Source organism: Streptomyces sp. NPDC050528 (assembly GCF_044457795.1).
Taxonomy (GTDB): Bacteria; Actinomycetota; Actinomycetes; order Streptomycetales; family Streptomycetaceae; genus Streptomyces.
This window is the reverse complement of sequence record NZ_JBITHH010000004.1, coordinates 457,778-475,633: the sequence shown is the minus strand read 5'-3', so window position 1 is coordinate 475,633 and position 17,856 is coordinate 457,778. Positions and strand designations below refer to the sequence as shown.

Annotated in this window: 13 protein-coding genes and 1 pseudogene; 8 read left to right on the top strand and 6 right to left on the bottom strand. The window is 70.1% G+C overall.

The genetic code is table 11. From position 1 onward, the window contains the following. Positions 1 to 59: 59 nt before the first annotated feature. On the bottom strand, positions 60 to 980 hold the full coding sequence (locus ACIBK4_RS17090) for a hypothetical protein (protein ID WP_398995541.1): 921 nt from the start codon (positions 978 to 980) through the stop codon (positions 60 to 62). Between the two features lie 95 nt (positions 981 to 1,075). Between ACIBK4_RS17090 and ACIBK4_RS17085 the strand changes: the two genes are divergently transcribed. Next, entirely contained in the window at positions 1,076 to 1,444 is a 369-nt protein-coding gene (locus ACIBK4_RS17085) for a hypothetical protein (RefSeq protein WP_398995540.1), read from the top strand. Beyond that, positions 1,441 to 2,667, top strand: a complete 1,227-nt coding sequence (locus tag ACIBK4_RS17080; protein WP_398995539.1) for a hypothetical protein — start codon at positions 1,441 to 1,443, stop codon at positions 2,665 to 2,667. The genes ACIBK4_RS17085 and ACIBK4_RS17080 overlap by 4 nt, the downstream gene beginning before the upstream one ends. Positions 2,668 to 2,686: 19 nt before the next feature. On the opposite strand, the pseudogene ACIBK4_RS17075 reads toward ACIBK4_RS17080, so the two are convergent. Then, positions 2,687 to 3,205: pseudogene (locus ACIBK4_RS17075) on the bottom strand (IS110 family transposase); the annotation flags it as partial. A 443-nt stretch (positions 3,206 to 3,648) separates the two neighbouring features. Between ACIBK4_RS17075 and ACIBK4_RS17070 the strand changes: the two are divergent. After that, the gene (locus ACIBK4_RS17070) at positions 3,649 to 4,566 is read left to right on the top strand and encodes an aldo/keto reductase (RefSeq protein WP_398995538.1); all 918 of its coding nucleotides are present in this window, start codon (positions 3,649 to 3,651) and stop codon (positions 4,564 to 4,566) included. Between the two features lie 217 nt (positions 4,567 to 4,783). Here the strand turns inward: ACIBK4_RS17070 and ACIBK4_RS17065 are convergent, their stop codons facing one another. Continuing rightward, positions 4,784 to 6,061, bottom strand: a complete 1,278-nt coding sequence (locus ACIBK4_RS17065; RefSeq protein ID WP_398995537.1) for a multidrug effflux MFS transporter — start codon at positions 6,059 to 6,061, stop codon at positions 4,784 to 4,786. Between the two features lie 131 nt (positions 6,062 to 6,192). Here ACIBK4_RS17065 and ACIBK4_RS17060 point away from each other — a divergent pair, with 131 nt between their 5' ends. Continuing rightward, entirely contained in the window at positions 6,193 to 6,687 is a 495-nt protein-coding gene (locus tag ACIBK4_RS17060) for a MarR family winged helix-turn-helix transcriptional regulator (protein ID WP_398995536.1), read from the top strand. 42 nt (positions 6,688 to 6,729) lie between these two features. On the opposite strand, the gene ACIBK4_RS17055 is transcribed toward ACIBK4_RS17060, so the two are convergent. Beyond that, positions 6,730 to 7,911 (bottom strand): cytochrome P450, encoded by a 1,182-nt coding sequence (locus ACIBK4_RS17055; RefSeq protein ID WP_398995535.1) that lies wholly within the window; start codon positions 7,909 to 7,911, stop codon positions 6,730 to 6,732. Between the two features lie 33 nt (positions 7,912 to 7,944). Here ACIBK4_RS17055 and ACIBK4_RS17050 point away from each other — a divergent pair, with 33 nt between their 5' ends. The 3 genes from ACIBK4_RS17050 (at position 7,945) to ACIBK4_RS17040 (ending at position 13,860) form a co-directional block, all read left to right on the top strand. Beyond that, the gene (locus ACIBK4_RS17050; RefSeq protein ID WP_398995534.1) at positions 7,945 to 8,094 is read left to right on the top strand and encodes a hypothetical protein; all 150 of its coding nucleotides are present in this window, start codon (positions 7,945 to 7,947) and stop codon (positions 8,092 to 8,094) included. 431 nt (positions 8,095 to 8,525) lie between these two features. Then, complete coding sequence (locus ACIBK4_RS17045) at positions 8,526 to 11,063, top strand: SpoIIE family protein phosphatase (protein ID WP_398995533.1); 2,538 nt, start codon at positions 8,526 to 8,528, stop codon at positions 11,061 to 11,063. Positions 11,064 to 11,139: 76 nt separating this feature from the next. Continuing rightward, complete coding sequence (locus tag ACIBK4_RS17040) at positions 11,140 to 13,860, top strand: SpoIIE family protein phosphatase (protein ID WP_398995532.1); 2,721 nt, start codon at positions 11,140 to 11,142, stop codon at positions 13,858 to 13,860. Positions 13,861 to 13,945: 85 nt separating this feature from the next. Here ACIBK4_RS17040 and ACIBK4_RS17035 read toward each other — a convergent pair whose 3' ends face one another. After that, entirely contained in the window at positions 13,946 to 15,433 is a 1,488-nt protein-coding gene (locus ACIBK4_RS17035; RefSeq protein WP_398995531.1) for an esterase, read from the bottom strand. A gap of 126 nt (positions 15,434 to 15,559) precedes the next feature. Continuing rightward, positions 15,560 to 17,395, bottom strand: coding sequence for a glycoside hydrolase family 15 protein (locus ACIBK4_RS17030; protein ID WP_398995530.1), 1,836 nt, complete (start codon positions 17,393 to 17,395; stop codon positions 15,560 to 15,562). 186 nt (positions 17,396 to 17,581) lie between these two features. On the opposite strand from ACIBK4_RS17030, the gene ACIBK4_RS17025 reads away from it, so the two are divergent. Beyond that, positions 17,582 to 17,788, top strand: coding sequence for a hypothetical protein (locus tag ACIBK4_RS17025; RefSeq protein WP_398995529.1), 207 nt, complete (start codon positions 17,582 to 17,584; stop codon positions 17,786 to 17,788). The last annotated feature ends 68 nt before the right edge of the window (positions 17,789 to 17,856 follow it).

The following is a 17,856-nucleotide window of genomic DNA, read 5'->3' as shown; positions in this document are numbered from 1 at the left end:
CGACTGAAGTTTTACAAGATCACCTGGACCGACGCGGCGGTGCCCACTGACCCGAGGTCCTAGTCTTCCGGGTCGGCGCGTCGCCTCGCCTCGTGGATGGATGAGAGGTCCGGAGGCATCAGCACCTCGAAGTGGACGCCGCCCAACAGACGTTCGGACGCGCCAGCGATGCGCACCATCTGACGCTTGCCGCACCCGGTGCACGCCAGGATGGCTGTTCCGCCCGCCTCCTCTATCACCGTCATCACGGCGAACGAGATGCGCAGTCGGGTTCCGCAGTCCGTGCACCGGCCGATGTACGGATCCTCGTCCCGGACGGACTCAGAGGGCGCGGTCTCGCCGAGGCGCGAATCCGTGGGCTCCTCGGCTTGGCTGGACTCAGCGGGCTCATCGGGGTCATCCCCGGCTTCGCCGTCGGCGTCGGAGAACACGCGTGCATATGCCACCGGGTCGAAGGAGAGGACGAACAGGAACAGGTCTCTGGTGACTTCCTCCGGCTCCTCCGGGAGGAACACGTCAACATCGCAGCAGTACAGGTGGGTGCCGTCGGCGGAGAGAGTCCAGGTGAGACCTCCCCAGTTCTGCGTGCCCCAGTGCAGGATTCGGCGCCGCAACGCGAGTTCAGGACCCCAGTCGGGGTCACGGTGGTCGATGAGCTGCTGCAGGAACTGTCTGTCGTCCAGGCGGAATCTGAGGAGCAACGATCCGTCCATGCCACGCACTTGCGGAATGAGGTCGTCGGACCACTCCGCCTCGACGAGCCGCAACGTGGCCTCGGCGTACGGGGACCTCCGGGTGACACCGAAGAGCTGGGGGCTGAACGGCGTATTCTCCACCCGCAGTTCGAGGTCACCGCCGACGTGGGCCAAGAGCGCCTCGGCCTTGTTCCGCGTGAGCGCCTCCGGGTCACCTACCTGCGTGGGCGAGACAGAGTAGTAGAGGCGTGCGGACCCATAGCCTGGGATCTTCTCGGATCTCACGAAACAAGGGTACTTCTGCCGTGAAGTCCGGGTGGTGTGATCGCCCTCCTGTCATACTGGCCTTCAGGCCGCCGGCCGAGCTAACAGGGGGAACAGTGACCGTCAAGGCCGATGTCTCTTTCCGTGTCTCCGCGTCCCTGCCCTTCGAGGACGTTCTCGGTCTGATGTTCCGGACCGATTCGGGACTCGTACGCAGCGATGAAATACCGACCGTCGACAGCGAATTGAACTTCGAATTCGACACCTTGGTGAGTCTCGGTACGGTGGTGGTCAGCGCGGCCCAAGCGAGTCTGGCTCTGGCCCAACTCGTCGAACTGGTCAGGCTTCGACGGGAGCGCACCGAATCCGTGATCCCACCAGCCACGAACGCGGCACCTGTCGAGATCAACATCACAGTCGAGGGCGTGCGTTACAACATCGCCGAGCTGACTCCCGAACAGATCAGGCGCCTGCTCGAACCATGACCCACACAGGCCGGATCGGCTCACACATCATCGGTATCCCGGTGATCCTGGTCCGCTCCGACGTGCTCGCCAGGCATCGGCCGGAGATCTGGACCGCGCAGGAAGGCCCGCCCGCTGACCCGGACAGAGCACGGTTCCTAGCCGAAGCCACGATCCTCCACGAAATACGCCATTTCCATGATGCGTTGCTCTGTCCTCCGCTCTATGACCGTTTCATGGTCGAGGCCGAACGCAACGCGGTGACCACAGCCGTACTGGCGGACCTGTCGAAGAACGGCGAGCGGGATCCGGAAAAGACGCTCGGCGAGAAGCAACTGACTCTCATCCAGATACACCGTGAGATGGCTGCCGACTTCAAGCACCGTAACGCCGTCGCGTACGAGCCCGCCGAGATCCCCGGAATCGGGCCCGCGGTCAACCTGGTCGATCTGCTTGAGGCGAACGCACTCGTCACAGAACTCACCTTCCTGCACCAGACCCTCCGCGAAAGCGGATACGACCACTGGCTGACCATGCTCTCAATTCTGCCGACCAAGTACACCAAAATCATCGGCCGTTTCGTCCGCGCTCGGAAGTCCTTTGGTGAAGACCTTCAACGAGTCGCCAACGTGCTGATGTGGTGTTGCTACCGGCCCGATCCGTCGGCCGCCCTTCTCAACGAAGTGGTCAGCCTTCCGAAGCGGGAGATCGATGCCCTGTGTGGTGCCCAAGTCATCGGAAAACAGCTCGCGGAGACGACAAAGCGCCGCAACTATGGCCTGTTCACGATCTTCGAGACCCAGAGTCAAGCACGACGATTCTTCACCAACGCCGGCGACATCACCGAACTCCACGCCTGGTGCATGGCCCTCATGCGGGAATCGAAGTTCCGGGTCGACGCGTATCTGCGCAACGTCCGTGACTTCCCCATACCAGCCACCGGGTTCTTCGCCGACGCCGACATGGTCGACGAGCGACGGCTTCCGTTCGTTCGCAAGGCAGACATCCGAGCTGCCTACGGTGACGTCTTCTCGCTGTCCAGCACCAAGGATCGGCAGCGGCGCGCGACACTCACCTGCGGCTTCTTCCCAACCTTCGGGACAGCGCCATGTCTGGAACTCAACCGTGTCGACCTCATGCTCGGGGTACGTTACGGCCTGCAGCGGCTCCTTGGCGAAAAGGTTTCCTACAACCACGCGATGGACAAGGCGTATGCCATGACGTACCGCCAATGGATGGAGTGATCCGCCAACCGGAGACGGGCCACGCGCTGAGCACTTCGGAGAGTTCCTGATGGTTCAGACGCGGTCCGAGGACCCTCTCGAAGCGGGGGTGGAACTGGGTGAGCAGGCCGCGGATCCGGTTGGAGGTGCGGGTGGCCTCGGCTGCGAAGTCCTGGTCGAAGCCGACGAGGACCGTGAGCTCGGCAGTGATCTCGTCGGTCACCTCCAGCGAGCGCAGGGTGTGCGGCAGGGTGCGGGCGGCGTCGGCGATCACGGCCGCGTCGCGGGCGTCGGCTTTCGCCTCGCCGAGGTAGAGATCGGCGATCCGCCGCATCGACAGGCCAGGCAGATAGGCGACCTTGCAGCCGGCATCCCGGGCCACCGTCAGCGGCAGGGCGCCGATCGAAGCGGGCTGGTCCACGATAACCAGGACGGTGCCGAACTTGGCCTTCAGCTTCTCGAAGACGTCCCGCAGTTTCCCCTCGGTGTTGGGCAGTTGCTTGTCGAAGACTTTGTTGTCGGCCGGGGTGAGGTCGGTGGCGTCACTCATCAGACCCATCACCGGGGGGCCATCCCAGTGCACAACGCGTGCACACTTCCACGGGAACTCCCGGGAAATCGCAGGTAGAAGCGGGAAGCCCCCGGACGCGGGAAAGGGCCCCGTCCGGCTCATAAGACCAGTTCAGAGCCCTGCTGGCAGACGAGTCGAGCTGTTCGTCGGGTTCTGTGGAGGTGGAACAGGCGGTTGAGCGTTCGGGTGCCGGCCGTCCTCGCACCCCTCTGCCGAAATCCCCAACTGCCATACCCTGCTAGAATATTGACCATCACGCGAGCCTTCTCGGTGCGGATTCCGATCCGCTGAGGAGGCTTTTTTCATGCCCGGGGTCCGCCTGCCCCGGCTCTGCTGGGCCCACTTCGAGGTGCTCGCCCCGCCGAGCGCCCTGAACACGGCGCGCCCACCCATCAGGCTTCCGTTCCCCACCGCAAGAGGAGACCCCAATCATGAGCGCACAGCCGAACACCGCCGCAGCAGCGGGAAGTTGGCGACTCGGTGATCTGACCGTGAACCGCGTCGGCTTCGGCGCGATGCGCCTGACCGGTACCGCGCCGTTCGCCGAGCACGACGTACCGCGTGACCGCGAACAGTCGATCGGCGTGCTCCGGCGGGCGGTCGGGCTCGGGGTGAATCTGATCGACACCGCCGCGTTCTACTTCTCGGCGACACGCTCCGCCAACGAGCTGATCAACCGGGCGCTGGCGCCGTACCCGGAGGATCTGGTGATTACCACCAAGGTCTGGCCGGGCCGTGATTCCTCGGGTGCGTGGTGGTGGGCCACACCGGCGCAGTTGCGCGGCCAGGTCGAGGAGAACCTCCGCCAACTCGGCCGCGACCACCTGGACGTGGTGAACCTGCGCATACCGCCGAGCCGGCACAACGGCTCCGGTTCGATCGGCGAGCACTTCGGCGCGCTGGCCGACCTGCGCGATGCCGGCCTGATCCGCCACCTCGGCATCTCCAACGCCACGTCCGACCAACTGGCCGAGGCCCGGACCATCGCCCCGGTCGTCTGCGTCCAGAACCCCTACGGGATCGGCGCACCGAGCGACGACCAGGCTCTCCTACAGCTCTGCGGTGAACTCGGCCTCGCCTTCGTCCCGTTCTTCGCGATCGCCGGTACCGGGCGCGAGGCGGGCCCGGCGGCCGACGACGGCGAGGCAGTACGCGCTGTAGCCCACGCGCACGGTGTGTCCATCGCGCAGGTCCGGCTGGCCTGGACCTTGCAGCATGGGCCTCACGTCCTTGCGATCCCCGGAACAGGCAACCCGGACCACCTTGCGCAGAACGTGGCCGCAGGCGCGCTACGGCTCTCGGACGAGGAGATGGCTCGACTCGCCTCGGCGCGGCCGGTGGGCGCATGACCAGCCGCTGCCATCAGCCCGGTTGACGCATAGCAAGCCGTAGCCATCCGCCCATGGGGCACCGGCCAACGCCATAGAGAATCCGATCCGCCAACTGCCGTAGCGCGAGGGCAGGTTCCGGCATTTCGGCCGCAAGGTCGCACCGGGTCCCGGCAGTTGTCGTGCGACGTCCGGCTCGCCGGCGACCGGGTTCGCGGCCCGGACAGCCCCCCGGCCACTACTCCGTCGCCGTCGGCTCCCCTCGCCCCTCCCAGGGCCTGGCCAGCCCCACCAGCGCAACTCCCGCCGCCGCCACGGCGATCAGCATGATCACCGCCATCGGCAGCGAACTGTCCTCCCCGAACACCCCCACCAACGGCGCCGCCACCGCGCCGAACAGGAACTGCAGTCCGCCGAGGAGCGCAGAGGCCGCGCCGGGGGCGTTGCGGCCGAGCGCCTGGCCGATGCTCAGGGTCGACGGGAAGACCATGCCGATGCCGCCGGCCGTGATGAACAGGGAGATCCAGGTGCCGGCGAGGGTCTCCCCCACGGTCAGCACCAGCAGCACCTGGGCCAGCGCACCGACCGCGGCGACGGCGACCGCGCCCACGAGGAGGTTGTTCAGCCGTACCCGTCCGGCGAGTTGGGAGAAGGCAGCGCCGGCGATCAGCATGGCTACGGCGTTGCTCGCGAAGATCAGGGAGTACGTCGTGGCGGAGACCCCGTGCAGGTTCTCGAAGACGAAACTGGAGCCGCTGATGTAGGCGAACAGCGCCGCCGAGATGAACGCGAGGACGAGGACGTACCCCATGAACGTACGGCGGCCCAGCAACTCCCCCATCGCGCGGAAGGTGTTGGTGATCCCGCCGGCGTGCCGCCGCTCCGGCGGCAGGGTCTCCGGGACCTTGCGGACCACGCCGAGCACCAACAGGCCGCCCATCACGGTCAGTACGACGAACACCGCGCGCCAGGTCGACACGGCGAGGACCGCCCCGCCGAGCACCGGTGCGGCGACCGGCGCGACGCCCATGATCTGGGAGAGGACCGCGAAGTAGCGCGGCAGTTCGGCCCCTTGGAAGCGGTCGGTCAGTACGGCGCGGGCCAGCACCATGCCGGCCGCGCCCGACACGCCCTGGAGGAATCGGGCGCCGGTGAGGACCTCGATGTCGGGGGCGAGGGCGCAGGCGACGGAGAACACCGTGAAGGCGGCCGTTCCGGACAGCAGCAGTCCGCGGCGGCCGAGGCTGTCGCTGAGCGGGCCGATCAGCAGCTGGCCGACGACGAGTCCGGCCAGGAACGCGGTCATCGTCAGCTGTACGGCCGAGCTGCTCGCCCCGAGCGTGTCCCCCATCGCGGGGAATCCGGGGACGTACATGTCGGTCGCGAGCGGGGCGACCGCGGTCAGCGCGGCGAGGACGGCGACCAGGGCGACGGCTGTGCGCCGCGAGGGGTCGGCGGGTTCGGCCGGTGCGGCGGCGCGCGCGGCGGCGGAACTGGAGGGGGACGGCGATACCATGACCGTAACGGTAACCGATGGTTCACCGGTTAACAATGACGGATCGGTGGAGGCCTTCGAAAGCCCGTGAAGGACTATGAAGGCCTCAAAGTCCCCGAAGACCCGATCCAGGAAGTGAGAAGACGAGCCGCATGTCACCCTCCGCCGCCGATGTCCGCGCCCAGTGGACCGAGCACAACCCCGGCCTCGACACCTCCCCCATGGAACTGATCGGCCTGCTCAAGCACGCCACCGGGCTCCTGAACCGGGCCGTCGAGCCCCTCTACGCGGGCGCCGAGCTCACCGCCCCCGAGGTCGACATGCTGATCCCCCTACGGCACGCCACCGACCCGGTGATCGCCCGCCGCCTCGCCGAATGGCTGGGTCTGTCCCGCGCGGGAGTCAGCAAGGCCCTCGGCAAACTGGAGAGGCGCGGCTTCATCGCCCGCACCCCGAACCCGGCCGACCGGCGCGCCGCCCTGGTGACCATCACCCCGGCCGGCGCGAAGGCCGTGGACGACCTGTTCCCCCGCCAACTCTCCGCCGAGGTGCAGCTGTTGGCGGGTCTGGGCGGGGACCGGGCTCAGGTGCTGAGCGCGCTGGGGCGCCTGGTGGAGGTCATGGAGCGCCAAGTGGGCCGGGAGTGAAGGGTCCCTGACGGCACGTCAGAACGGTCGCACCCCTCCGTGTCAGGTCACGGCGTCCCACAGCACACGCAGCGTCGGCGGCTTGCGGAAGACCAGGCCGTGCGGGGCGGTCGGGTGGTCCGGGTCGAGGCGCAGGGCGGGGAGGCGTTCGAGGAGGTGCTGGAGGGCGATGCGGGTCTCCAGCCGGGCCAGGTGTGCCGCGAGGCAGTAGTGCGGGCCGTGGGCGAAGGCGAGTTGGAGGCGGGCGTTCTCGCGGCGGACGTCGAAGCGGTCGGGGTCGGTGAAGACGGCCGGGTCTCGGTTGGCGCCGGTGAGGGAGACGGTGACCAGGTCGCCCTCGCGGATCGTGGCCGGGCCGAGGACGGTGTCACGCGTGGCGTAGCGGTCCACGACGGCGGCACCGGGTTCGAGGCGCAGTGATTCCTCGATGGCGCCGTCCAGCAGGCCCATGTCGGCCTGGACGAGGGCGAGTTGGTCGGGGTGTCGCAGCAGGTGCAGCAGCGCGTTGGTGATCATCGCCTCGGTGGTCTCGATGCCGCCGAACATCAACACGGCGGCGTTGGAGGCCACTTCGGGCACGGTGAGTTGTCCGGCGGCGGAGACGAGGAGCGAGGCTCCGCCCTTGTCGGCGATCGTGGCTTCGACGGAGGCGCGCAGTTCCGCGTACGCCTCGGTGCCGGCGGCTCCCGCCTCGTGGCCGGCGGTGATGTCCGAGACCGACCGTACGATCGCGTCGTACCAGGTCAGGACCGTGTCCGGGGTGGTGCCGGTCAGGCCGAGCGCCTCGGTGACCACGGCGACCGCGAGGGGGCCCGCGAAGGCGCGTCGCAGTTCACCGGCGCCCGCCGGGCGCAGTGCGGTGACGAGCCGGTCGGTCTCGCGCTCGATGAACGAGGCGAAGCCGTCCCGTACTTCGCGCGGGCGGAAGGGCGCGGTGAAGGGTTCACGGTGCCGGGCGTGCCGCTCCCCGTCGAGGGACAGCATGCTCGGGCCGACCACCTGGGCAGTGGAGAAGCGTGGGTCGTCCACGGTGAAGGTGGCCGCGTCCCGCATCACGCTCAGCGCGAGATCACGCCGGGTGACCAGCCAGCCGCCCAACTCCGGCAGCCAGGACACGGGTTCACTCTCACGGAGCCGCGCCAGCCGTGGGTGCGGGTCCTGGGCGAGTTCGGCGAGCGTGGTCGCGGCGCCGAGGGGGAAGGGTGCGGCGGCGGTCGTACTCATCGCGAGCCATGACGGGGCAGGGGATAACTGGGCATGACCGAGGCTAACAATCGGGGTGAGGTGGGCGGGGGCGGGGGGCTGCTGCTGTGGGCGCTGATCCACGGCACATGGCTGGCGAATCGGCGGTCGGCCGGTCACCACCGACTAGGGCAACAGATCGAATTCGCCCCGCGCGAGGCGTAGTTTGCGCCATCCTGAACGCCATGGGTCGAGGACCGATCGTTGACGCGGGTCGGACCTCAACTCCCTTTTCCTGCCTGCCTGCTCATCATCCCCGCCTGTTCACTCGTCGCGTCGATCCGAAAGGGCTCAGCCCCATGGCCACACCCCGGTCCGCCGGAAGGACGCTCGCGTACGACAACCGCACCCCCGGTGACCGCAGCACCACCCCCGGTCAGCGCACCCTCGTCGCCTGACCCGCGAAACGCCGACGGGACCCCGTACCCGACCCCACCCACACTTGAGTCACTCTTGATCACTTCATCAGCCCCCGACGGACCGGCGATACCCGTGCCTCACCAGCCCATCCCGTCCGCCCAGGTGACCCCGGCCGCGTCCTGGCGCATTCTTGCTGTGTCACCCACCCGGCGCCACAGGGACGAGGTAGAGCCCCAATGACTGGGAGTGCCGAGCGCGAGAAGGGGACGCCCGGACGGCTCGCCGAGCTGCTCGTCGACGCCTCGACGGAGGCGGTCGACGCGGCCCGCGGCCACTCCGGGGGCGTCTACCTGCGGTCGAGCACGCCCGGACTGCTGCGTCTCGGCGTGCTGGCGGGACTGCCCGGGCCGCTGTTCCGGCCCTGGGGGCGGCTGCACGTCGACAGCAAGTTCCCCGTCGCCGACGCGTACCGGCTCGGCGTCCACGTGGTCCTGCCGAACGCCACCGAGACCATGCGCCGCTATCCCCAGTTCGCCGCGAGCCTGCCGTTCCAGTTCGGGTCCCTGTACGTCCCCGTCATCGGCGGGTCGACGACGTACGGCGTGCTGACCGTGCTGCGGCCCTCCGCCCCGGACACCACCGAGGTGCTGTCCGGGCTGGACCGGATGACCCGGCTGGCCGAGGAGCTGGGCCGGGCGCTGGCCGAGCTGGAGGACGAGCACAAGGACGAGGACGGACCGTACGTCGCCTGGGACGGCGAGCCCGTGTGCGTCCGGACGGCGGCCACGCATCGCCCCGAGGGCCGTATGGCACGGTTCTCGTGGGATCCGAAGACGGCGGCCGTGACCGGGGACGGCTCCCTGCACGCCCTGCTGGGGGTGGAGCCCGCGGAGTTCCCCGGCACCGCGCAGGCGCTCGCGGACGTCGTGGCGCCCGGCGACACGTACCAGGTCATGGCCGCGCTACGGGCCACGGCTGCCGGGAAACCCCCGCCGCTCCCCCTGCGGGTGCGGGCGGCGGACGGTTCGGCCCGGCTGCTGGACCTGTGGACGCCCGCCACCGGGCCGCTCCCGCCGGACGGCGGCCACCCGGTCAGCGGTGCCGTCGTCGACCCGGGCCACGCGCCGCAGACCGACAGCGCGGCCGATCTGCTCCCGGACGGGGTGTTCTGCCTGGACCGGCTGGGGCTGGTCACCTACGTCAATCCGCGCGCCGCACAGCTGCTGGGCCGGCCGCGCGAGGAGCTGCTGGGGCGCCCGCTGTGGGAGGGCGTGCCCTGGCTGAACCAGATCGGCTGCGAGGACCAGCTGCGCGGCGCCCTGCTGTCGCTGGGGCCGGTGCACTTCCACGTCCGGCGCCCGGACGAGCGGGAGCAGGGCGAGGAGCCGTACGAGAGCGACTGGCTCGCGATGGCCGTCCATCCGGGACAGGACCAGCTGACGTGCACGGTCGCTCCCTCGACCCGGGTGGTGGGACCGCCGCTCGTGCCCGTGCACGCCGAAGCGGACGGCGGGCCGGCGAACGGCGTCACCTCCCTGGCTCCGCTGTACCGCCCGATCGTGCTCGCCATCGCGCTGACCGAGGCGGTCACCGCCCGCCAGGTGTCCGCGGTCGTCATGAAGGAGCTGCTGCCCGCGTTCGGCGGCCGGCGGCTCGCGATCTACCTGCTCCAGGAACGGCATCTGTACCTGGCCTGGGAGACCGGCTTCCCGCAGGGCTTCCTCGCCCCCTTCGACGGCGTCGGACTCGACACCAGGCTCCCCGGGGTCGAGACCCTCACCACCGGACGCCCGCTCTTCTTCGACTCCATGCAGCAACTGGCGGACGCCTACCCGGGCATCCCCCTGGACGCGGAGGTCGGGGCCCGCGCGTTCCTGCCGCTGATCGCGTCCGGGCGCCCGGTCGGCTCGGCCATCCTGGGCTTCGACCGCTCCCGCAGCTTCAGCACCGAGGAGCGCGCGGTACTCACCGCCCTCGCCGGACTGATCGCCCACGCGATGGAGAAGGCCCAGCGCTACGACTCGGAGGCCGCCCTCGCCCGCGGCCTCCAGCAGGCGCTCCTCCCCCGCCGGCTCTCCGCCCACCCGCAGGTGGAGACCGCGGGACGCTACCTGCCGGGCACCCAGGGCATGGAGGTGGGCGGCGACTGGTACGACGTCGTCGAGGCCGGCGACGGTCTGGCCCTGGTCATCGGCGACGTCCAGGGACACGGCGTGCAGGCGGCCGCCACCATGGGTCAACTCCGCAGTGCCGTAAGGGCGTTCGCGCTCGGCGACCGGCCGCCCGACGAGGTGATGAGCGGCACGAACCATCTCCTCATCGATCTCGACCCCGGGCAGTTCGCGAGCTGCTGCTATCTCCGGCTCGACCCGGCGAGCGGGCTGGTCCGGGTCGCGCGGGCCGGGCATCCGCCGCCGCTGATCCGTACCCCGGACGGCCGCACCCGCGTCTGGGACATACCCGGAGGAGTAGTCCTCGGGGTGGATCCGCACGCCCAGTACCCGGTCGCGGAGCTGCACCTGGAGCCCGACTCCATCCTCGCGCTCTACACGGACGGTCTGGTCGAGCGGCCCGGTGTCGACATCGACGACGGCATCGCCGCCCTGCGCGTCGCCCTCGCGAAGGCGGGCGGTCCCGCCGCGCGGCCGGGCGGGCGGTCCCTGGCCGGTGTCGCCGACCGGCTCACCGCGACGGCCCGGCACGCGGCCGACCGCCCCGACGACATCGCGCTGCTGCTCGCCGCCCGCCGCGCCAAACCCGGACGGCACCCGTGACCCCCCGCCGGCCACGGCCTGTCACCACCCGTGACGCCCCTCGCCTCCTGAGGTCGGGCAGTGTAGACATGGGCACATGGTCCGCCTGACGGGTCGGCCCGAGGCCCGGTCGACCCACCGCTCCGACGGTCTGCGCGCGCAGCGCCCGTACGACCGTGCCCGCCGGGCGCCCGAACACCGGCGCGTGCGGCTGGGCGGTCGTAGCGTCGCCGGGCAGGTGTTCATGCTGCAGGTGGTGATCGTGCTGCTGCTGGTCGTGGCGGCCGTGGTGGCGCAGGTCCTCCAGGTCCGGCACGACAGCACGCAGGAGGCCCGCAACCGGTCGGTGGCCGTCGCCGAGACCTTCGCCAACGCGCCGGGCACGGTCGCGGCCCTGCGCAGCTCCGACCCCACGGCGATCCTCCAGCCGAGCGCCGAGGCCGCGCGGAAGACGTCCAAGGTCGACTTCATCGTCGTGATGAACACCGAGGGCATCCGCTACACCCACCCCAAACCGGACCGCATCGGCAAGAAGTTCGTCGGCGACATCGCCCCCGCGCTCGCCGGGCACGTCGTCACCGAGGAGCTCACCGGCACCATCGGACCGCTGGTGCAGGCCGTGGTCCCGGTCCGGGGTGCCGGCGGCAAGGTCGTGGGCCTGGTGTCGGCCGGGGTGACGAAGGCGAACGTCGGCGGCGCCGCCGACCAGCAGCTGCCGCTCCTGCTGACCGCCGCCGGTGCGGCACTCATCCTCGCCCTCGGGGGCACGGCCCTGGTCACCAGACGCCTCCAGCACCAGACCCATGGCCTGGGCCCGCACGAGATGACCCGGATGTACGAGCACCACGACGCGGTGCTGCACGCCGTACGGGAGGGCGTGATCATCGTTGGCGGCGAGGGCCGCCTGCTGCTCGCCAACGACGAGGCGCGCCAGCTGCTCGACCTGCCCGAGAACGCCGAGGGGCGCCTGGTCCTCGACCTCGGGCTCGATGCCGACATGACCGCGCTGCTGGCCTCCGCGCGGGTCGCGACGGACGAGGTGCACCGGGTCGGCGACCGGCTGCTCGCCGTCAACCAGCGCCCCACCGACCTCAAGGGCGGCCCGGCCGGCAGCGTCACCACGCTCAGGGACTCCACCGAACTCCGCGCCCTCTCCGGCCGCGCCGAGGTCGCCCGCGAACGCCTCAACATGCTCTACGACGCCGGAGTGGGCATCGGCACCAGCCTGGACGTCACCCGCACCGCCGAGGAACTCGCCGAACTGGCCGTCCCCCGCTTCGCGGACTTCGTCACGGTCGACCTCTACGACGCCGTACTGAGCGGCGAGGAACCGCAGCCCGGCACCGACCTGCGCCGCACGGCCTCCAGCGGGGTCCGGGACGACGCCCCGCTCTACCCGGTCGGCAAGCAGATCCAGTTCATCGCGTCCTCTCCGCAGGCGCGGAGCCTCGACACCGGCGAGGCCGTCATCGAACCCCGGCTGAGCGACGCCCCCGGCTGGCTCACCCAGGACCCCGAACGCACCGCGCAGGTCGTCGAGTACGGCATCCACTCGCTGATCACGGTGCCGCTGCGGGCCGGGGCCCTCATCCTCGGCGTGGTCAACTTCTGGCGCGCCGACAAGCCCGAGCCCTTCGACGAGGAGGAGCTGGCCCTCGCCGAGGAACTGGTCGCCCGCGCCGCCGTGTCCATAGACAACTCCCGCCGCTACACCCGCGAACACGGCATGGCGGTGACCCTCCAGCGCAGCCTGCTGCCCCGTCGGCTGCCCGAGCAGACCGCGCTCGACGTCGCCTACCGCTATCTGCCGGCGAAGGCCGGGGTCGGCGGCGACTGGTTCGACGTCCTGCCGTTGTCCGGCGCCCGGGTCGCCCTGGTCGTGGGCGATGTCGTGGGACACGGTCTGCACGCGGCGGCCACGATGGGCCGACTGCGCACGGCGGTCCACAACTTCTCCGCGCTGGACCTTCCCCCGGACGAACTCCTGGGCCTCCTGGACGAGTTGGTGGGCCGCATCGACCAGGACGAGACGACCGAGGACAGCGTCGCCCCGGTCACCGGAGCGACCTGCCTGTACGCGATCTACGACCCGGTGACCCTGCGCTGCACGGTCGCCCGCGCCGGCCATCCGCCACCGGCGCTGATCCGCCCGGACGGCACCGTCGAGTTCCCGGACGTCCCGGCCGGTCCCCCGCTCGGCCTGGGCGGACTCCCTTTCGAGACGGCCGAGTTGGAGCTGGCCGAGGGCAGCCGGCTGGTCCTCTACACGGACGGCCTGGTCGAGGACCGCGAACGGGACATCGACGTCGGCCTGGAGATGCTGCGCACCGCGCTCACCGACTCCGGCGACTCCCCCGAGGACACCTGCCGGGCCGTCCTGGACTCGGAGTTGTCGGTACGCCCGAGCGACGACATCGCCCTGATCGTCGCCCGCACCCGCGCCCTCGGCGCCGACCGCATCGCCGAATGGCGCGTCCCGTCCGACCCGGCGGCCGTCTCCGACATGCGCGCCTCGGTCACCCGCCAACTCACCCACTGGGGCCTGGACGAGCTGACGTTCACCACCGAACTCATCCTCAGCGAACTGGTCACCAACGCGATCCGCTACGGCAACGACCCCGTCCGCGTACGCCTGTTGCGCGACCGCACCCTGATCTGCGAGGTCTACGACGGCAGCACCACGTCCCCGCATCTGCGGTACGCGGCGATGACGGACGAGGGCGGCCGGGGCCTGTTCCTGGTGGCCCAGCTCTCCGAACGCTGGGGCACCCGGTACACCCCGGCGGGCAAGGTGATCTGGGCCGAACAGGCGCTGTGATCACCCCGGTTCACGGGCAGCGCCCGTACCGGCTGCCGAGCCGGTACGGGCGCTGCCACACTGCTTCCCCTGAGTCGTCGAAGGCCTACTCGTCGATCGCCGCCCCGAAGTGCGCGCCCTTCGCCGCGCCGCCGAGGTCCGCCGCGCTGTAGAGCGAAGAGCCTTCCGCCAGGAGGCCGTTGGGGCCGGCCGGGAGCAACCAGACATAGCCGTCACCGGTGTTCTCGCCCGGGGCGGAGGCGACCAGTTCGGAGCGGCCGTCGGCGTCCGTGTCGGCGAGGCGGACCTGGGTGCCCCAGGCGTCGTCGGCCTCGGCGGTGCCGGGGATGTTCGCCGTGTTCTGGTCGAAGGACTGGGCGCCGGTCGCGGTCACGCCGTTGCTCGAACCGCGCAACAGCCATACCGCGCCCGCGTCCTGGACCGTGCCGATGTCCTCGCCGGGCGCGCCGACGGCGATGTCCGCGTAACCGTCGCCATTGACGTCACCGACGGAGAGGTCGTTGCCCCAGGCGTCGCCGTGCTCCGAAGTGCCGGGTACGCCCGGGGAGTTCTGCGACCACCAGTCCGCGGGACCGGTCGTGCCCTCCGAACTGCCGTAGTAGACGGCGATCTTGCCGCCGTCGTCGCCCTCGGCCTTGTCATCGGCGCTGCTGAGCTGGCCGACCACCAGGTCGTCGTAGCCGTCGCGGTTGATGTCGCCGGAGGCGGTGCCGAGGCCGCCGTTCAGGTCCTGACGGTACGTCAACTCCGTCTCGCCGCCCGCGTAGAGGGCCGACCAGCCCTGCTGGTAGTCGTCGTCGGGGCTGTAGCCGGAGATGACCAGGTCGGCGAAGCCGTTGCGGTCGTAGTCGCCGGTGGTGAGGTAGGCGGGCTGGATGCGGTGGCCGCCGGGGGCCGTGGTCGTGTTCAGCGTGCCCATCAAGTGCAGGATGTCGGTGTGGTAGGCGAAGAGCTGGGCGCCGTTGTCGTCGAGGACGGCCATCTCGTCGGCGTCGGTGGCGCCGGTGAAGCGGGCCGCCGTCACGGACTGGCCGAAGCGGGCGCCCGCGGTGGGCTTGGCGGAGGTGAAGGAGGTGTTCGCCTCGGCGCCCAGGCCGGCCTTGGAGCCGAACAGGACGGTGACCCGGCCGGCGTTCTCAAGGTTGCCCTCGTCCTCGCCGGGGGCGCCGATGAGCGCGTCGTCGTAGCCGTCGCCGTTCACGTCGCCGGTGGCGATGGCCTGGCCGAAGGAGTCGTAGGTCTCCGAGGTGCCGGGGACGCCGGGCGTGGACTGGCTGATGACGGCCGTCCTGCCCTTGGGGACGGTGTTGTTGGTGGCGATGCCGTTCGGGGCGCCGTACTGGACGGTGACGTAACCGGCGCCCTGCTTGCCGTCGACGGTGCCCTCCGGGGCGCCGATCAGGACGTCGTCGTAGCCGTCCCCGTTGAAGTCGCTGTTGCGGTCGACGGCGCTGGTGCCGCCGGGGACGCCCGCGTAGCTGGCCGGTGCGGCGACGATGCCGGCGCCGGCCAGGAGCAGGAAGGTCGCGGACGCGACGGCGGCGGAGACCTTCTTGCGTGACACGTTCGTCATGATGTGTTCCCCCGTGGATCAATTGTGTTGCGGTCACCGGGTTCGACACGAGACATGACGCGGTGGTTGTGGCGTCACGGAGGGCTGTGACACCTCAGTGACGTTTGTTGCGCGACACAGACGGGATCAGCCCAGGGCCTTGTCCAGGTTGAACGCGGCGCTGATCAGGGCGAGATGGGTGAACGCCTGCGGGAAGTTGCCCTGTTGCTCGCCGGTGCGGCCGATCTCCTCGGCGTACAGGCCGAGGTGGTTGGCGTAGGTGAGCATCTTCTCGAAGGCGAGGCGGGCCTCGTCGACGCGGCCGGCGCGGACCATGGCCTCGACGTACCAGAAGGAGCAGATCGAGAACGTGCCCTCGTCGCCGCGCAGACCGTCGGGACTGGCCTGCGGGTTGTAGCGGTAGACGAGGGAGTCGGAGACGAGTTCCTCGGTCAACGCGTCCAGTGTGGACAGCCACTTGGGGTCGGTGGGGGCGATGAACTTCGCCAGTGGCATCATCAGCAGGGCGGCGTCGAGGACGTCGCTGCCCTCGTACTGGACGAAGGCCTGACGTTTGGCGGACCAGCCGCGGTCCATGATGCGGCGGTAGATGGTGTCGCGGCACTGGCCCCAGTACGGCAGGTTCGCGGGCAGCCCGCGGCGGTTGGCGAGGCGGATCGCGCGTTCGATCGCGACCCAGCACATCAGCCGTGAGTAGAGGAAGTTCTTGCGGCCGCCCCGCGTCTCCCAGACGCCCTCGTCGGGCTGGTCCCAGTTCTCGCAGACCCACTCGACCAAGGCGCACACGTCGTCCCACTGGGCGCTGGAGATGGGCTCGGCCCACTTGTCGTAGAGGTAGATGGAGTCGATCAGGGCGCCGTAGATGTCGAGTTGGAGCTGATCTGCGGCCGCGTTCCCGACGCGGACCGGGGCGGACTTCTGGTGGCCTTCGAGGTGCGGGAGTTCGTGTTCGGTGAGTTCGGTGCGGCCGTCGATGCCGTACATGATCTGGAGCGGGCCGGACGGGTTGCCGTCGCCGGGGCTGATGTAGCGGGTCACGAACTGCATGAACGCCTTCGCCTCGCCGGTGAAGCCGAGGCGCAGGAGCGCGTAGACGCAGAAGGCGGCGTCGCGGATCCAGACGTAGCGGTAGTCCCAGTTGCGCTCGCCGCCGAGCTGTTCGGGGAGGCTGGTGGTGGGGGCGGCGACGATCGCGCCGGTCGGGGCGTAGGTCAGCAGCTTGAGGGTGAGGGCGGAGCGGTGCACCATCTCGCGCCAGCGGCCCCGGTAGCGGGACTGGGAGAGCCAGCGCCGCCAGTAGTCGACCGTCGAGGCGAACTCGTCCTCGGCCTCCTGCCGGGCGCAGGGCCGGGAGGCCACCTCGCCGTCTACCTGGTCGAGGGCGAACACCTCGGACTCGCCCTCGTCGAGCTTGAAGTCGGCCCACACGTCGACCTCGTCGCACTCCAGGGGGACGGTGGCGGTCAGCGCGAGGGACTTCTCGGCGGACTCGAAGAGCGCCACGTCGCCGACCATCCGCGCGGTGTGCGGCGAGGCGCCGTAGTCGAACCTCGGGGCGACCCGGGTCCGGAACGGGACCGAGCCGCGGACGCACACCACGCGCCGGATCAGCCGGTGCCGGGCGGACGCGTCCGACTCGCCGGTCACCGGCATGAAGTCCTGGACCTCGCCGACGCCGTCCTCGGTGAAGAAGCGGGTGATCAGGACGTTGGTGTCGGGGAAGTAGAACTGCTTGGTGCGCGCGGGGACGGAGGCGGCGAGCTCGAAGGAGCCGCCGCGTTCCGCGTCCAGGATCGCGGCGAAGACGCTGGGGGCGTCGAAGGACGGGCAGCAGTACCAGTCGATCGTGCCGTTGGTCCCCACCAGTGCCACACTGCGCAGATCGCCGATCAGTCCGTGCTCGGCGATGGGCAGATATCCGGGTCCGGTGGGGGTGTCCTGGTGGGGCGGGGTCTCGACCATCGCGGCAGCCTCCCTGGTTCGGGCCCGCGCGGGCCGGTTCCAGCTTAGGTTCAGGTTCTCGATCGGCCACTCTTCCGGATGCAGGGAAGGGCCGGGCGGGGAATCGTGGGAGTGGGACCCACGGCACTCGTACGATGCCGGTGAGCCGGCCGGTCCTGACGGGGCCGGTCCCGAGGAGGAGGCCTCATGTCGACATCAGAGTCCGACGCGTCCGTCCCGCCCGAGGACCGGGCCACCCCGGACGACCTGCTGCACACCCGCACCGGTACCGAGGTGTCCCCGGAGGACGTGGTGCTGGCGGCCGGGCGGGACGTGACCCCGGAGAATCTGGAGTGGGCCCGGCGGAAGATCGCCGCGGAGGGGGCGGCGGCGCTGGACAAACTGCTCCCTTAGGACAGGCCCCGGGCGTCTTGTCGACACCTGGTTACCCGTTCACCCTTTCGGAGAGGGCGCTCCGGCTG

What these genes read in the sequence shown, in the direction of transcription:
- ACIBK4_RS17080 (WP_398995539.1), top strand. Translation starts at nt 1,441, where the DNA reads ATGACCCACACAGGCCGGATCGGCTCACACATCATCGGTATCCCGGTG.
- ACIBK4_RS17070 (WP_398995538.1), top strand. Translation starts at nt 3,649, where the DNA reads ATGAGCGCACAGCCGAACACCGCCGCAGCAGCGGGAAGTTGGCGACTC.
- ACIBK4_RS17065 (WP_398995537.1), bottom strand. Translation starts at nt 6,061, where the DNA reads ATGGTATCGCCGTCCCCCTCCAGTTCCGCCGCCGCGCGCGCCGCCGCA.
- ACIBK4_RS17060 (WP_398995536.1), top strand. Translation starts at nt 6,193, where the DNA reads ATGTCACCCTCCGCCGCCGATGTCCGCGCCCAGTGGACCGAGCACAAC.
- ACIBK4_RS17055 (WP_398995535.1), bottom strand. Translation starts at nt 7,911, where the DNA reads ATGAGTACGACCGCCGCCGCACCCTTCCCCCTCGGCGCCGCGACCACG.
- ACIBK4_RS17050 (WP_398995534.1), top strand. Translation starts at nt 7,945, where the DNA reads ATGACCGAGGCTAACAATCGGGGTGAGGTGGGCGGGGGCGGGGGGCTG.
- ACIBK4_RS17045 (WP_398995533.1), top strand. Translation starts at nt 8,526, where the DNA reads ATGACTGGGAGTGCCGAGCGCGAGAAGGGGACGCCCGGACGGCTCGCC.
- ACIBK4_RS17040 (WP_398995532.1), top strand. Translation starts at nt 11,140, where the DNA reads ATGGTCCGCCTGACGGGTCGGCCCGAGGCCCGGTCGACCCACCGCTCC.
- ACIBK4_RS17035 (WP_398995531.1), bottom strand. Translation starts at nt 15,433, where the DNA reads ATGACGAACGTGTCACGCAAGAAGGTCTCCGCCGCCGTCGCGTCCGCG.
- ACIBK4_RS17030 (WP_398995530.1), bottom strand. Translation starts at nt 17,395, where the DNA reads ATGGTCGAGACCCCGCCCCACCAGGACACCCCCACCGGACCCGGATAT.
- ACIBK4_RS17025 (WP_398995529.1), top strand. Translation starts at nt 17,582, where the DNA reads ATGTCGACATCAGAGTCCGACGCGTCCGTCCCGCCCGAGGACCGGGCC.